Genomic DNA, 15,091 nt, shown 5'->3' on the forward strand with positions numbered 1-15,091 from the left:
TGACGCGCGCTCAGGCCCCGGTGGCCTCCTCCCGCGTGGCGCGCCGCATACCGAGTCCGGCCAGCAGCGCGCCGGCCACGCACAGGAGGGCGGTGACGAGCACCGCGGCGTGGACCCCGTTCATGAACGCGTTGCCGCTGCCCTCGACGACGGCGGCCCTCAGTTGGGCCGGCATGGCGTCCGAGACCGGGGAGACCCCCATGGCCACGGCGTCCTTCGCCTCCGCGAAGCCGGCCGCCGCCCCGGCCGGTACACCGGCCGCGGTGAGTTCACCGGTGAGGGTGGAGCCCACCGTGCCGCTGATCAGGGAGATCAGGACAGAGGTGCCCAGCGCGCCGCCGACCTGGAGCGCGGTGGCCTGGAGGCCGCCCGCCACGCCACCGTCCTTCTGCGGCGCGTTGCCGACGATGGCGTCGGAGGAGGCGGACATCACCATGCCGACACCCAGGCCGATGGCCAGGAGCGGCGGCCACAGCGCGGCGTAGGAGGACTCGGCGTCCCAGGTCAGCATCCACAGCGAGGCCGCCGCCTGGAGGAGCATGCCGGCCGGCATGGTCAGGCGGGGGCCGAAGCGCTGGGTCAGGGCGGCGCCGAGCGGGGCGGCGACCACGGAGGCCAGGCTCAGCGGCAGGGTGCGGACCCCGGACTCCACGGGGGTGAAGCCCCGCACGTTCTGGAGGTACAGCATCAGGAAGAAGATGACGCCGAGCAGGACGAAGAAGTTGATCGCGGTGACGAGCGCGCCGATGGACAGCGACCGGTCGCGGAAGAGGCGCATCGGGAGCAGCGGGTGCTCCTGACGGGTCTCGTACCAGCAGAAGACGGCGAGCAGGACGAGGCCCGCGGCGAGCGAACCCAGGGTGCCGCCGGAGGTCCAGCCCCACGTCTCGACCTTGACCACGCCGAAGACCAGGGAGACCAGTCCGGCGGCGAGCAGGATCACGCCCGGTACGTCGAAGCGGTGATGCCCCGTGGCGTCCTTGCTCTTCGGGAGGACGAACAGGCTGAAGACCAGGGCGACGACACCGATGGGCGCGTTGATGTAGAAGACCGACTCCCAGTTGACGTGCTCGACGAGCAGGCCGCCGACGATCGGGCCGAGCGCGGTGGAGCAGGACGCCACCATCGCCCACAGGCCCACGGCCGTGCCGAACCGCCGGGGCGGGAAGACCGCCCGCAGCAGGCCGAGGGTGTTGGGGATCAGCAGGGCGGCGAAGAGGCCCTGGGCCGCGCGGAAGGCGATGACGCCCTGGATGGACCCGGAGAGGGCGATCGCCACCGAGGCCAGGGTGAAGCCGACGACGCCCACCAGGTAGACCGTGTGCCGCCCGAAGCGGTCGCCGAGCTTTCCGCCCAGGATCAGCAGGGCGGCCATGGCGATCAGGTAGGCGTTGGTGACCCACTGGAGGTCCGCCGTGGACGCGTCGAGGTCGCGGCCGATCTCGGGGTTGGCGATCGCGACGACGGAGGCGTCGAGGTTGACCATGAACAGGCCGATGGCGACGGCGATCAGCGTCAGCCACGGATTGCCGCGCCGGTCCGTCTTCCGGACATCTGGTGACGGGCCGGCGGGCGTGGAGGAGGTGTCCACGGTGGTGGAGGACATCAAGTGCCTTGTCTGTGTACGTGATGGGGAGGGGTGGGCGTGCCGGGGGACGGTGTGCGCGCTCCGGGGTGTGGGCGTGCTCCGGGACGGCGCCCTGTGCCGGGACACGCCCGTACGCCGGTGGCACGCGCCGTACGCCGGGGCACCCGCCGTACACGGGCACGCCGTCGTACGCCGGGGCGCCGGGGCGTGTGGGATCAGGCGGGCGGTCCTGGGACACCTGGGTCCGGGTGAGCGGTACCGGGCCGTGCGGACCGGGTCGGCGGCATCCGTCCCCCGGGGCGCCGGGAACCCGCCAGGGGCCCCGGGCCCCCAGCGGTCCCGGGGCCCCAGGCCGGTGTCCGGGGGTGTCAGCCGGCGGGGGAGTGCAGACGCGGCGGCAGGGACACCAGCGCCCCCAGAGCCGCGCCGAGGGCGTCGAGATCACCGTCGGTGAGGGAGCGCAGGGCGCGGGCCATGTACGCCTGCTTGAGGAGCCGTGCCTCCGCCAGGCGCTCCCGGGCCAGAGGCGTCGGGTACAGATGGGCGACGCGCTTGTCCGCCGTGTCCTGCCTGCGCTCCAGCAGCCCGAGATCGGTGAGCTGGGAGACCAGGGCGCTGACGTTGTTCGGCTTCATCAGCAGGGCCTCGGCCGTCTCCCGGACGGTGACGCCCTCACGCTCCTCCACGAGGAACAGCAGGGCGAGCTGGCCGTCGGGGAGCCGCGGGTGCGGGAACTCCCGCGCGATCCGCCGTTCCAGGCCCCGGTGCAGCGCGGGCAGGCACGCCACGAGCACGGAGGCCACATGGTCGATGTCCTGGGAGTGCGCGTCCTGGGAAGGGGCACGGGAGCCGGTCATGCCGGGAGTGTAGGTACGACAATATAGCTATGTCAACATACCTAAAATCCCGTGAGTCCGGCGTGAGTGGTATATCTGCACGTGAGAGCCCCGGAGCACGGTGAAGACGGTCGGGAGAAGGACCATGGAGAAACCCACGCACCTGATCGAGTTCGAGACGATGCTGCTCGGGCGGTACGTCCAGCTGAGCAGCCGTAACGGCTCCCACCTGGACCGCAGCGCGTACACCCTGCTCAGCCGCATCCGGATGGACGGCCCGATGTCCATCGGGCAGCTCAGCGACGCCTTCGGCCTGGACGCCTCCACCCTCAACCGCCAGACCGCCGCCATGCTCCGCGCGGGCCTCGTGGAGCGCATCCCCGACCCCGAGGGCGGCATCGCCCGCAAGTTCCGGATCACCGGCGCGGGGGAGCGCAGCCTGGACGCCGAGCGCGCCGGGAACATCAGCGGCCTGGAGCGGGTCATGGCCGCCTGGGACCCGGAGGAGGTCGCCGCCTTCGCCGCGTACCTCCAGCGCTTCAACACCGACATCGAGAAGCTCGACGGGCGGCCCTGGCCCCGGCCCTGACGGCCGGCCGCCGCCGTCCCGTTCGTCACGTCCGTGTGCCGCTTGTCGCACCGGCGCAACAGTTCGCCCGCTCCCCGGCCGGGGCGCCGGGGCGCCCCTATGATCGGAGCGACCGGCCCGAGCGGAGCCGGCCGCGCGCGACGGGGGGAGCGAACGCATGGGCCACGTAGGGGACTTACGACGCGGACTCGGGCTTCCCGTCCTGGTGCCCCTGCTCCTGCTGACCGCCTGCTCACCGGGCGGCGGCGCCCCGGCCGAGAACAAGCCCGGTGTCTCCTCCCCGGCCATGGGCGGCCCCGCGCCCACCCCCTCCGTGCTGGACGCCGACCCGGCCCGGCTCCCCGACGACCGGGAGTCCGCGCTCGCCCTCGTCCGCCAGGTCATCGCGACCCCCGACAGCTTCGGGCCGGACGCGGTGAAGCGCACCCCCTACGAGAGCGGCCCGGACACCTGGCCCGTGCTCGGCGCCGACTGCGTCTGGCGGCGGGCGAAGACCCCGGACAGCGTGCTCGCCACCCTCACCCGCTCCTTCGAACTGCCCGCCGCCGACGGCAAGGGGCCGCTGCGGCTCTCCGCCGTCGTCACCGTCCACCGCACCCGCGACGACGCCCGCTGGGAGATGGCCGAATCGCTGGAGGAGACCATGCGCTGCCCCGCCCAGCGGTTGCGACGGGACGAGCGGATCGGCTCGATGCTGTCCGGCGTGCTGTTGTCCGGCGAGGGCGGGCAGCACACCTCGGAGGACACGCTCACCGAGTCCGGGGAGTTCCACAGCACCGAACTGGGCGGCCCCCACCCCTACGAATGGCACCAGGCGCAGACCCTCCAGTTCACCGTGGCGGTGACCGGCAAGGGAGCGAAGGGCCGGACGGCCGACGAGCTCTCCGGACTGTCCTCCCGGGCGGTGGCCACCATGCTGACGCGGCTGGAATCCGCCGTCGAGAAGCGGAGTTGAGGCCCCGATGGACGCGTTACGCCCCACCGACCCCTCCCGCATCGGCGGCCACCGGCTGCTCGGACGCCTCGGCACGGGCGGCATGGGCGTGGTCTACCTCGGCCGTACCCGGGCGGGGGCGCCCCTGGCGATCAAGGTGATCCTCCCGGAGTACGCCGGGGACGAGGACTTCCGGGCCCGTTTCCGGCGGGAGGCCGAGGCCGCCCGGAGCGTGCGCAGCCCCTGGGCCGTCGAGGTGGCCGACGCCGACACCGAGGCCGAACGGCCCTGGATCGCCACCGCGTTCGTGCCGGGTCCGCCGCTCTCCGAGGCGGTCGCCCGCTGCGGCCCGCTGCCCGCCCGCGCCGTACGGGTGCTGGGCAGGCTGCTGGCCCGCGCGCTGGCCGCCGTGCACGACGCCGGTCTCGTCCACCGCGACGTCAAACCCGGCAACGTCCTGCTCGGCGCGGACGGGCCCCGGCTGATCGACTTCGGGATCGCCCGGACCGGCGAGGCCACCGCGCTCACCGCCACCGGTCTGGTCGTCGGCACCCCCGGCTTCCTCTCCCCGGAGCAGGCCACCGCCGACGACACGGCGCTCGGGCCCGCGAGTGACGTCTTCTCGCTGGGCTGCCTCCTGGCGTACGCGGCGACCGGGCGGCCCCCCTTCGGCAGCGGAGCCGTGGACGCGCTGCTCTACCGCACCGTGCACGACGCCCCCGACCTCACCGGGATCGACGACCCCGCGCTGCGCGCCCTGGTCACCGACTGCCTCGCCAAGGACCCGGCCGACCGGCCCACCGCCCGTGCGCTGGACACCCGTATCGCCGAGGACGTGCCGGGCGGGTCCATCGACTGGCTGCCCGAGGACGTCGTACGCCTGGTCGCCGAGCGGTCCGCCGCCATGCTCGCCCTGCCCGACATCGAACCCACCGCCGCCGAGCCGCCCGCCGCGCCCCCGGCGACCCGGCGGCGGGTCCTCGCCCTGGCCGCCGGGGGCGCCGTCCTGGCCGTCGGCGGCGGCGCGTACGCGGTCTGGGAGGTGCTGCGCGACGACGCCTCCGGAGGTGCGGCGAAGGCGGGTGAGCCCGTCTGGACGCTCGGGGTGCAGGCCGACCTCTCCGGGGCGCGCGGCGCGTGGGGACGGGCCCAGGAGCGCGGGGTGCGGCTCGCGGTCGCGGAGTTCAACTCCCGTGCGGACAAGGCGTTCACCCTGAGGGTCAAGGTCCTGGACGACCGGGGCGAGGTGGCGCGGGCGGCCGAGGTGGCCGAGGAGTTCGCCCGGGACCGCGACGTCCTCGCCGTGGTCGGCCCGACCGGCGACGCGGAGACCGACGCCGTACTGAGCCTGTACGACGAGGCGATGCTCCCGCTGATCACCGTGTCCTCGCTGGCCATGGCCTACGCGTCCCGGCCCCACGCGTCCTTCTTCCAGGCCGCGCCGTCCTACGCCGTCCTGACCAAACCCGTCGTCAGCAGGCTGGTGATCCGGCCCGACGTGGAGCGGCTGGGGGTGCTCCTGGACCGGGCCGGCGGCCAGTCCGCCTACGCGGGCGGCTACACGACCAACTACCTCATCCCGGCCTTCACCACCGGCACCACCTATCCGCGGGTGGTGCCCGGCGGCACCGAGGACCTCGGACCGGTCGTCGCGGACATGCTGGCCCACGGCAGCGACGCCTTCTTCTACGCCGGGGACGAGGCCGGAGCCGCCCGCACCGCCCAGGCGCTCGCCGCGACCCCCTTCGCCGGGCCGCGCATGGCCATGTACACCTCCATGGGCGCGCGCTTCCTGAGCCAGGCGGGCGCCGCCGCGACCGGCTGGGAGTTCGTCGCCCCGTACACCGACGCCACCGCCCCGGCCGCGAAGGCGTTCACCGCCGCGCACCGCGAGCGGTACGGCTCCGCGCCCGCGCCCTGGGCCGCCGAGGCCCACGACGCGGCCGCCCTGGTCGCCGCCGCGCTCACCACCGCCGCCGGACCGGCCGGGAAGCGGCCCACCCGGGCCGCCCTCATGGCCCGGATCGCCGCGTCCACGTACCGGGGGATCTCACGGACGTACGCCTTCGACAAGGACGGGACGCTCGACGGCGACGACGCCCATCTGTACCGGGCCGAGCGGGGCCGCTACCGCTATCTGGGGCCCGCGCCCGAACTGGGGAGCTGAGGTGCGGCCGCTCACCCCCGAGGACCCCCGGGCGATCGGGACCTACCGGCCGCTGGCCCGGCTCGGGGCGGGCGGTATGGGCGTCGTCTATCTGGCGCGGGCGTCCGGCGGGGCGCTGGCCGCCGTGAAGGTGATCCACGCCGAGCACGCCGCCGACCCCGCGTTCCGGGCCCGGTTCCGGCGGGAGGCGTCGGCGGCCCGGCGCGTCGGCGGCCCCTGGACGGTCCCGGTGACCGGCGCCGACACCGAGGCCGAAGCCCCCTGGCTGGCCACCGCGTTCGTGCCGGGCCCCACGCTCGCCGAGGCGGTCGCGGAGCGCGGTGCGCTGCCCGTGGCCACCGTCCGGGCGCTGGGTGTCCGGCTGGCCCGTGCGCTGGGCGCGGCCCACGCGGCGGGCCTCGTCCACCGGGATGTGAAACCCGGCAACGTCCTGCTCGCCGCCGACGGGCCCCGGCTCATCGACTTCGGCATCGCCCGGCACACGGGCGCCACCGCGCTCACCGCCACCGGGGCGCTGCTGGGCACCCCCGGCTATCTCGCCCCGGAACAGGCGGTCGCCGGGGAGACCGGGCCGCCCTGCGACCTGTTCGCGCTCGGCGGGGTGCTGGTGTTCGCCGCCACCGGGCACCGGCCCTTCGGCGAGGGCTCCGCCCCGGGGGTGCTGTTCCGCACCGTCCACGAGGACCCGGACCTGCGCGGACTGCCGGCCGGGCTGCGCGCCCCGGTCACCGCGTGCCTGGCCAAGGACCCGGCGAAGCGGCCCACCGCCCGCGAGGCGGAGGCGCTGCTGTCCGCGACCGGGCCCTTCGACACCTGGGACGTACCCGGGCTCAACGCCCTGATCGCGGAGCGCTCCACCGCCGCGCTGGCCCTGCCCGACCCCGAACCCCTCCCGCCCGGCCCGGAATCCGCCGCCCCCGAGCCCGCGCCGCGGCCCTCCCGGCGCCGCTTCCTGACCGCGGGCGCCACGGGGGCGGTCCTGCTGGCCACAGGCGGCACCGCCTGGATCGCCACCCGCCGCGACCGCTCGGGCGGTGCACCACCTGGTTCCGGCAGCCGCCCCACGTACACCCTCGGGCTGCACGCCGACCTGACCGGCCCCGGCGCGGCCGTCGGGCTGGCGCACCGGCGGGGCGTCCTGCTGGCGGTGGCCGACCACAACGCCCGTACCGGCACGGCCTTCCGGCTCGCCCTGCGCGCCGAGGACGACGGCGGCACCGCGGCCGGGGCCGCCCGCGCCGCCGGACGGCTGGCCGACGACACCACGGTGCTGGCCGTCGTCGGCCCCACCACCGACGCCGTACCGAAGGCGGTCGCCGCCCGGTACGCGGCGGCCCGGCTGGCCGCCGTCGTGGTCGCCGCCGGTGCGCAGACGCCGGGATTCGACGAAACCCTGTGTGTGATACGGCCGTTCGACCCGGACCTGTCCACCGCCCTGATCCACTACCTGGCCCGGACGCACCCCGCCGGGACGGTCCGGGTCGTCGACGACCGGACCGGCGGCACGGGCACCTGGGGTGTCACCCAGGAGTTCCAGGACCTGCGCCGGTCCTGGGTCACCGTGCACACCGTCCGGGACGGCGAGGACTTCGGCCCCGCCGCCCGCGCCGCGAGAGCCGACCGGGTGGACGCCGTCGTCCACGCGGGCACCTCGCCCGCACGGGCCGCCCGGTGTGCCGTGGCACTGGCCGAGGCCGGGTACACCGGAACCCGGCTGTCCAGCGGGCCCGCGCTCGGCCCGGACTTCCTCACGGGCGCCGGGGCGGCCGGGGACGGCTGGGTCTTCGCCGAGGCGTACACCGACCCCGCCGCCGCCCCGGCCGCGAAGGCGTTCACCGCCGCCCACCGCGCCCGGTTCGGCGCACCGCCCGACCGCTGGGCCGCCGAGGCGTACGACGCGGTCGGGCTGATCGCACGGGCCGCCGAGAGCACCAGCGCCGCCGACGCCGAGCGCGGCGGGATCGCCCGGCGGCTGTTCCTGCTGAGCTACGACGGCATCAGCCGCCCCATCGCCTTCCGCACCACCCGGCGGGTCCGCGCGGAGACCGGGATGTTCCTGTACCGCGCCGAGGGCGGCCGGGCGCGCTGGCTGGGGCCGTACGCCGACGTCTGACACCCCGGCGGTGTGAAGCACAACTGCGGCGGAGCTTAAGAAATCCTCGATGGACCCGGCGGCCCGCCTGCGGAAGAGTGCTCCTGACGGCAGTCGGCGCCCGCGAGGCCGCCCCGGCCCCTGCCGGACCGTCCGTCGAACCCCGACCACCCCGGGCCCCGGGCTGCCCTCGGCATGCCCGAGGCCCGGGGCTCTCCACTCCGCACAGGGAGCCGCAGCCGTGAAGGCACTCGTGAAGCACAAGGCCGAGCCCGGACTCTGGCTGATGGACGTGCCGGAGCCGGAGACCGGTCCGGGTGACGTCCTGATCAAGGTGCTGCGCACCGGGATCTGCGGCACCGACCTGCACATCCGCGCCTACGACGGCTGGGCCCGGCAGGCCGTGCGCACCCCGCTCGTGCTGGGCCACGAGTTCGTCGGTGAGGTCGCCGACGTGGGCGCCGACGTCGTGGACATCAAGGCCGGCGACCTGGTCAGCGGCGAGGGCCACCTCGTCTGCGGGAAGTGCCGCAACTGTCTGGCCGGCCGCCGCCACCTGTGCCGCTCCACCCTCGGGCTCGGCGTCGGCCGGGACGGGGCGTTCGCCGAGTATGTCTCGCTGCCCGCGTCCAACGTCTGGGTGCACCGGGACCCGGTCGACCTCGACATCGCCGCGATCTTCGACCCGTTCGGCAACGCCGTGCACACCGCGCTGTCGTTCCCGCTGGTCGGCGAGGACGTCCTGATCACCGGCGCCGGTCCGATCGGCATCATGGCCGCCGCCGTCGCCCGCCACGCGGGTGCCCGTAACGTCGTCATCACCGACGTCAGCGAGGCCCGGCTCGAACTGGCCGGAAAGGTCGGCGTGGACCTTGCCCTGAACGTCCGCGAGGAGACCATCGGCGACGGGCAGCGCCGCCTCGGCCTGCGCGAGGGCTTCGACATCGGCCTGGAGATGTCCGGACGCCCCGAGGCCATGCGGGACATGATCGCGAACATGACGCACGGCGGGCGGATCGCGATGCTCGGCCTGCCCTCCGAGGAGTTCGCCGTCGACTGGTCCCGCGTCGTCACCTCGATGCTCACCGTCAAGGGCATCTACGGCCGCGAGATGTACGAGACCTGGTACGCCATGTCCGTGCTGCTGGAGGGCGGACTCGACCTCTCCCCGGTCGTCACCGGACGCTACGGCTACCGCGATTTCGAGGCGGCCTTCGACGACGCGGCGAGCGGCCTGGGCGGCAAGGTCCTGCTCGACTGGACCGCCTGAGCCCCCTCGTCCGACCCACACCTCACCGGGAGACAGCCCCATGTTCGACTCCGTACGCGACGACCTGCGCACCACCCTCGACGAGATCCGGGACGCCGGGCTCCAGAAGCCGGAGCGGGTCATCGGCACCCCGCAGTCCGCGAACGTCGCCGTCACCTCCGGCGGTCGCGCCGGCGAGGTGCTCAACTTCTGCGCCAACAACTACCTGGGCCTCGCCGACCACCCCGAGGTCGTCGCCGCCGCCCACGAGGCACTGGACCGCTGGGGCTACGGGCTGGCCTCCGTCCGCTTCATCTGCGGCACCCAGGAGGTCCACAAGGAGCTGGAGCAGCGCCTGTCGGCCTTCCTCGGCCAGGAGGACACGATCCTCTACTCCTCCTGCTTCGACGCCAACGGCGGTGTCTTCGAGACCCTGCTCGGCCCCGAGGACGCGGTGATCTCCGACGCCCTCAACCACGCCTCGATCATCGACGGCATCCGCCTCTCCAAGGCGGAGCGGTACCGCTACGCCAACCGCGACATGGCCGAGCTGGAGCAGCGGCTCAAGGAGGCGTCCGGGGCCCGGCGGCGCCTCGTCGTCACCGACGGCGTCTTCTCCATGGACGGTTACGTCGCCCCGCTCGCGGAGATCTGCGACCTGGCCGACCGCTACGACGCCATGGTCATGGTCGACGACTCGCACGCCGTCGGCTTCGTCGGCCCCGGCGGCCGGGGCACCCCCGAACTGCACGGCGTCATGGACCGCGTCGACATCATCACCGGCACCCTCGGCAAGGCGCTGGGCGGCGCGTCCGGCGGTTACGTCGCGGCGCGCGCCGAGATCGTCGCGCTGCTGCGCCAGCGCTCACGGCCGTACCTCTTCTCCAACTCGCTCGCCCCGGTGATCGCCGCTGCCTCCCTCAAGGTCATCGACCTGCTGGAGTCCGCGGGCGACCTGCGCGAGCGGCTCGACGCCAACACCGCGCTCTTCCGCTCCCGGATGACCGCCGAGGGCTTCGACGTCCTGCCCGGCGACCACGCCATCGCCCCGGTGATGATCGGGGACGCGGCGAAGGCGGCCCGGATGGCCGAACTGCTCCTGGAACGCGGGGTGTACGTGATCGGGTTCTCCTACCCGGTCGTCCCCCAGGGCGCCGCGCGCATCCGGGTCCAGCTGTCCGCCGCGCACTCCACCGAGGACGTCGACCGCGCCGTGGACGCGTTCGTCGACGCGCGGGCGGCCCTGGAGGCGTGACCCGGACGGCGGGTCGGGGCAGCCGCCGCGACCTGGGACAATGAGGACATGATCGATGCCCGGCGGTTGCGCGTCCTGCGTGCGGTGGCGGATCACCGCACGGTGACCGCCGCGGCCGCCGCGCTCTACCTCACCCCGTCCGCCGTCTCCCAGCAGCTCGCCGCCCTGGAGCAGGAGACCGGCCACCGGCTGGTCGAGCGCGGGGCGCGCGGGGCCCGGCTCACGGTGGCCGGGGAGATCCTGCTGACCCACGCCAACGAGGTGCTGGCCCAGCTGGAGCGGGCCGAGGCGGAGCTGGCCGACTACGGGGCGGGGGTCGCCGGCACGGTCACCGTCGCCGCGTTCGCCACCGGCATCGGTCTGGTGCTGGCCCCCGCCATCGCGGAGCTGACCCGCACCGCGCCCGGTATCCGGGTCCGGGTGCAGGACGCCGAGGGCGACGCGAGCGTACCGATGGTGCTGGACCGGCAGGTCGATGTGGCGGTCGCCGTCGAGTACCGGGGCGCGCCCGGCGACGACGACCGGCGCCTCACCCGCGTCCCGCTGTACTCCGAGCCCTTCGACGCCGTGCTGCCGGTCGGCCACCGCCTCGCCGGACGTGGGCACATCGCCGTCGCCGACCTCGCCGACGACCCCTGGATCGGCCCGTACCCCGGCAACCCCTGCCATGACGTGGTGGTCCTGGCCTGCGAGTACGCCGGGTTCGCACCGAGGCTCGAACACTCCTCGGACGACTTCCACGCGGTGCTCGCCCTGGCCGGCGCGGGCGCCGGGGTGGCCCTGGTGCCCCGGTCGGCGCTGCGGGACACGGAGCGGGGCGGTGTGGTCGTCCGTCCGGTGGAGGGTGTCGCGCCGACCCGGCGGGTCTTCGCCGCGGTGCGGCGGGGCGCCGAGGGGCACCCGCTGATCAAGCCGGTCCTGGACGCGCTGGGCGCGGCGGCGGGACCCGCGTAGCAGCGGTCCCGCCGACCGTGTCCGCGGGCCGCCCGCCACCGCGCCCCCCGGCCGCCCGCCTCAGCGGCCCGACCGGGCCGGCAGGAGCGTCCCCGCCACCGCGGCCGCCACCACGGCGAGCACCAGCGCCCCGTACCGGGCGGGCTCCATGTACGGCGCCGAGCCGGCCAGCGCCACCGAGAACGCGGTGAGCGGGATCGCGGCCACCAGGGTGCCGAGCGCCAGCCCGGCGACCGCCACCAGCGCCGTCTCCAGCACCAGCATCCGGGTCAGCTGTCCGCGCCCGGCGCCGACCAGCCGCAGCAGCCGCAGCTCACGACGGCGGCCCACCGAGATGAGGGTGAGGGTGGAGACCACCGCGAGGAGCGCGAAGCCGCCGATCACCCCGACGCCGATCACCATCAGCGCGTCGTCCTCGCCCGAGACCGCCGGGGCGGTCCGTACGGCGTCGTCCGTCGCCGGGCCGGTCCGCGCCCCGCCGTACGGGGCCAGCGCGTCCCTGACCGCCGCGGCGGTCGCGTCCCGGTCGGTGCCGTCCGTGCGGACCAGCACCGCGTGGTCGCGGGCGGCGGACACATGGGCGGCGAGCGCCTCCCGGGGGAAGAGGAAGTCGCCCACGCCCAGGGCGCGTTCGTACACGGCGACGACCCGGGGCGCCACCTCCGTACCGTCCCCCAGGCGCAGCTTCACCCGGTCGCCGACGCCCGTGCCCAGGCTGCCGGCCCGGTCGGCGCCGACCGCCACCGTGCCGGTGCCCCTCAGGTCCCCGAGGTCGCCCGCGGTGACCCCGGCGTCGAGGGTGCCCTCCAGCTGTCCGGGCGTCACCCCCAGGACCGGCAGCCGGTCCAGCACCGGTTCGCCCGCCTCGCGGTGGGCCAGCACCACCGCGGAGCGCAGGACGCCCGTCGCCGCGGCCACCCCCGGGACCCCGCGTACGGTTCCGGCCACCTCCGACGGCAGGCCGCCCGGGGCGGTCACCATCAGGTCGGCGCGGAGCGCGGCCGCGGCCTGCCGGTCGGCGGCCCGCTCCAGCGTGGACGTCGCCGCCAGCTGTACGCAGACGAACGCGGCCACCAGCACCACCGGCGTGAGCGCCGTGCCCAGCCGGCGGGTGTGCGCGGCGGTGGACCGGGCCGCCAGGAATCCGGAGACCCCGCCGGCCCGGCGCATCGGCGCCCCCAGCACCCGCACCGCCACCCCGGCGATCCGGGGGCCCAGCAACGCCACCGCGACGACCAGGGACATCGCGGAGCTCGACGCGGCGAGCGCGGCCGCCTGGCCGCCCTGCGTCGTCGCCAGACCCGCCGAACTGACCCCGGCCAGCGCCAGGAGCAGCCCCGCGACCGTGCGGACCCGCCCCGGATCGCCCGGCTCCGGGGCCCCGGCCGCCCCCAGCGCGGCGGACGGCCGCATCCGGGTGACGCGCCGGGCGGCGAGCATCGCCACCGGCCGCGCGGCCAGGGCGACCAGCAGCGCCCCCGCCGCCCCGGCGGCCAACGGCAGCCACGGCGGCACGGGCAGCACCAGCGCCTCGGTCTCCAGCAGCGAGCGCATCAGCAGCCCCAGCGGCAGCGCGCCGAGCCCGCCCACGGCCGCGGCGACCGCGGCGACCCGTCCCGCCTCCCGGCCGACGGCCGACCGCAGCTGGCGCGGGGAGGCGCCCACCGCGCGCAGCAGGGCCAGCTCCCCGGAGCGCTGGTGGACGGCCTGGGCGAGGGTGGAGGCGATCACCAGCAGCGCCACCATCACGACCGTCCCGGCGACGGAGGCCAGCAGCGCCAGCAGATCGCCCCGCCCGCCCAGCGCGTCCACCCGCTCGCCCTCGCCCCGCTCCGCGCCCGTCAGCACCCGCACCGCGCGGTCCTGGTCCGTCGCCTCGGGGAGCGCGGCACGCAGCGAGTCCCGCAGCGCCCCGGCGGAGACACCCCGCTCGGCCACGACGCCGATCGCGTCGACCGTGCGCGGGTGCCCGGCCAGCTCCGTCAGCCGCGCCCCGGTGAGGAAGACGGCCGGAGAGCCCGTCCCGCCCGCGGCCTCGGCGAGCCCGCTGACCGTGTAGCTCCGGGCGGCTCCGTCGGCCCGGAGCGTCACGGTGTCGCCCGGCCGGACACCCGCCGGGGCCGCGTCCGCGTCCAGGACCACCTCACCGGCTCCGCCCGGGGCCCGGCCCTCGGTGAGCCGGTACGGGGTGAGCGCCGCCGACTCCCAGGACCGGGCGATCGCCGCGGCGCCGTCCCCCAGGGCCACCGGCACCGAGTCGTCCGCGACGGCCGAGGCGACCCCCTCCGCGGCCGCGGCCCTCGCCACCAGTGCCCGGTCCAGCCGTACCCGCTCCGGCAGATACGCGGACACGGTGCGCGGCTCGCTGCCCCACGGCTTCGCGGTGTACGACACCTTCTGGTCCGCCGCCACCACCGCGTCGGCGCCCGCGTACCGCTCCACCGGCGGCCCGGCGAGCAGCAGCGACCCCAGGACGAGCGCGAACGCGCCCAGCAGCGCCGCCGCCGCGCCCGCGGCCGCGAACACGGCGGCCCAGGACCGCCGGTGGGCCGCAAGCGAGCGCCGCGCGAGGAACGCCGACGCCCGCCGCGAACCCGCCCGCACGGCCGCCACCGGCGGCGCGTGCTCCGCCGTTACCCGCGCTTGCTTTCCCCTGCTCATCCCAGCCGCCCGTCACGCATCGTCAGCACGGTGTCGGCCCGGTCGGCCGCCGCTGGGTCATGGGTGACCATGACGACGGTCCGCCCGTCGATCCGTACCGCGTCCCGCAGCAGGGCCAGCACCAGCGCGGCCGAGTCCGGGTCCAGCGAAGCCGTCGGCTCGTCCGCGAAGATCACGTCGGGCCCGGTCACCAGGGCCCGCGCCACCGCGACCCGCTGCTGCTGTCCCCCCGACAGCGTCGAGGGCCGGTCCTGACCGCGCCCACCCAGCCCCACCCGGGCCAGCAACTCCCGTCCCCGGCCCAGCACATCGGCGGCCGCCGGGTCGGCGCCCGCCAGCACGAGCGGAAGGACGACGTTCTCCTCGATGCTCAGCGAGGGCACCAGGTTCAGCGCGTGCGACTGGAAGACGAACCCGACCCGGTCCCGCCGCAGCCGGGTCAGCGCCGCCTCCGACAGCGACCCCAGATCCGTCCCGCCGATCCGCACCGTCCCGGACGTCGGCCGGTCCAGCCCCGCCGCGCACAGGAGGAACGTGCTCTTGCCGGAGCCGGAGGGTCCGACCACCGCGGTGAAGCTCCCGGCCGGCACCGCGCAGCTCACCGCGTCCAGCGCCGTCGTCCCCCGGCCGTCGCCGCCCCGGCCCCCGTAGCGCCGGCTCACCGACTCCAGGCTCAGCGCGGCCGTCCGCACCGCCGTGACCCCTCGCACCGTCGACTTCACTGTCCCTCTTCCGCTGTACGTCTGTGACCTGCGTAAACGCTAGG

The 15,091-nt window shown here is 75.7% G+C and carries 11 protein-coding genes; 7 read left to right on the plus strand and 4 right to left on the minus strand.

Annotation, left to right across the window (positions count from 1 at the left end; genetic code table 11):
• Positions 1-10: 10 nt before the first annotated feature.
• Both B9S64_RS27270 and B9S64_RS27275 read right to left on the minus strand, forming a co-directional pair.
• Entirely contained in the window at positions 11-1,606 is a 1,596-nt protein-coding gene (locus B9S64_RS27270) for an MFS transporter (protein ID WP_103488943.1), read from the minus strand.
• 350 nt (positions 1,607-1,956) lie between these two features.
• A complete protein-coding gene (locus tag B9S64_RS27275) occupies positions 1,957-2,445 on the minus strand; it encodes a MarR family winged helix-turn-helix transcriptional regulator (RefSeq protein WP_103488942.1) in 489 nt (162 codons plus the stop codon).
• A 124-nt stretch (positions 2,446-2,569) separates the two neighbouring features.
• Here B9S64_RS27275 and B9S64_RS27280 point away from each other — a divergent pair, with 124 nt between their 5' ends.
• The 7 genes from B9S64_RS27280 (at position 2,570) to B9S64_RS27310 (ending at position 11,664) form a co-directional block, all read left to right on the plus strand.
• On the plus strand, positions 2,570-3,013 hold the full coding sequence (locus B9S64_RS27280; protein ID WP_103488941.1) for a MarR family winged helix-turn-helix transcriptional regulator: 444 nt from the start codon (positions 2,570-2,572) through the stop codon (positions 3,011-3,013).
• Positions 3,014-3,170: 157 nt separating this feature from the next.
• Complete coding sequence (locus tag B9S64_RS27285; protein WP_181012132.1) at positions 3,171-3,968, plus strand: hypothetical protein; 798 nt, start codon at positions 3,171-3,173, stop codon at positions 3,966-3,968.
• A gap of 7 nt (positions 3,969-3,975) precedes the next feature.
• On the plus strand, positions 3,976-6,114 hold the full coding sequence (locus B9S64_RS27290; protein WP_109492147.1) for a bifunctional serine/threonine-protein kinase/ABC transporter substrate-binding protein: 2,139 nt from the start codon (positions 3,976-3,978) through the stop codon (positions 6,112-6,114).
• Position 6,115: 1 nt separating this feature from the next.
• On the plus strand, positions 6,116-8,227 hold the full coding sequence (locus tag B9S64_RS27295) for a bifunctional serine/threonine-protein kinase/ABC transporter substrate-binding protein (RefSeq protein ID WP_109492148.1): 2,112 nt from the start codon (positions 6,116-6,118) through the stop codon (positions 8,225-8,227).
• A 220-nt stretch (positions 8,228-8,447) separates the two neighbouring features.
• Positions 8,448-9,476 (plus strand): L-threonine 3-dehydrogenase, encoded by a 1,029-nt coding sequence (gene tdh / locus B9S64_RS27300; RefSeq protein WP_103488557.1) that lies wholly within the window; start codon positions 8,448-8,450, stop codon positions 9,474-9,476.
• 40 nt (positions 9,477-9,516) lie between these two features.
• On the plus strand, positions 9,517-10,710 hold the full coding sequence (locus tag B9S64_RS27305) for a glycine C-acetyltransferase (RefSeq protein ID WP_103488556.1): 1,194 nt from the start codon (positions 9,517-9,519) through the stop codon (positions 10,708-10,710).
• 48 nt (positions 10,711-10,758) lie between these two features.
• Positions 10,759-11,664 (plus strand): LysR family transcriptional regulator, encoded by a 906-nt coding sequence (locus B9S64_RS27310; protein ID WP_109492149.1) that lies wholly within the window; start codon positions 10,759-10,761, stop codon positions 11,662-11,664.
• Positions 11,665-11,724: 60 nt separating this feature from the next.
• On the opposite strand, the gene B9S64_RS27315 is transcribed toward B9S64_RS27310, so the two are convergent.
• Together B9S64_RS27315 and B9S64_RS27320 are read right to left on the minus strand one after the other, a co-directional pair.
• On the minus strand, positions 11,725-14,325 hold the full coding sequence (locus tag B9S64_RS27315) for an FtsX-like permease family protein (protein ID WP_109492150.1): 2,601 nt from the start codon (positions 14,323-14,325) through the stop codon (positions 11,725-11,727).
• On the minus strand, positions 14,322-15,047 hold the full coding sequence (locus B9S64_RS27320) for an ABC transporter ATP-binding protein (protein ID WP_103488471.1): 726 nt from the start codon (positions 15,045-15,047) through the stop codon (positions 14,322-14,324). Before B9S64_RS27320 ends, B9S64_RS27315 begins: the two co-directional genes overlap by 4 nt.
• Positions 15,048-15,091: the final 44 nt, after the last annotated feature.

The sequence above is a fragment of the Streptomyces sp. SM18 genome (genome assembly GCF_002910775.2).
Classification (GTDB): domain Bacteria; phylum Actinomycetota; class Actinomycetes; order Streptomycetales; family Streptomycetaceae; genus Streptomyces; species Streptomyces halstedii.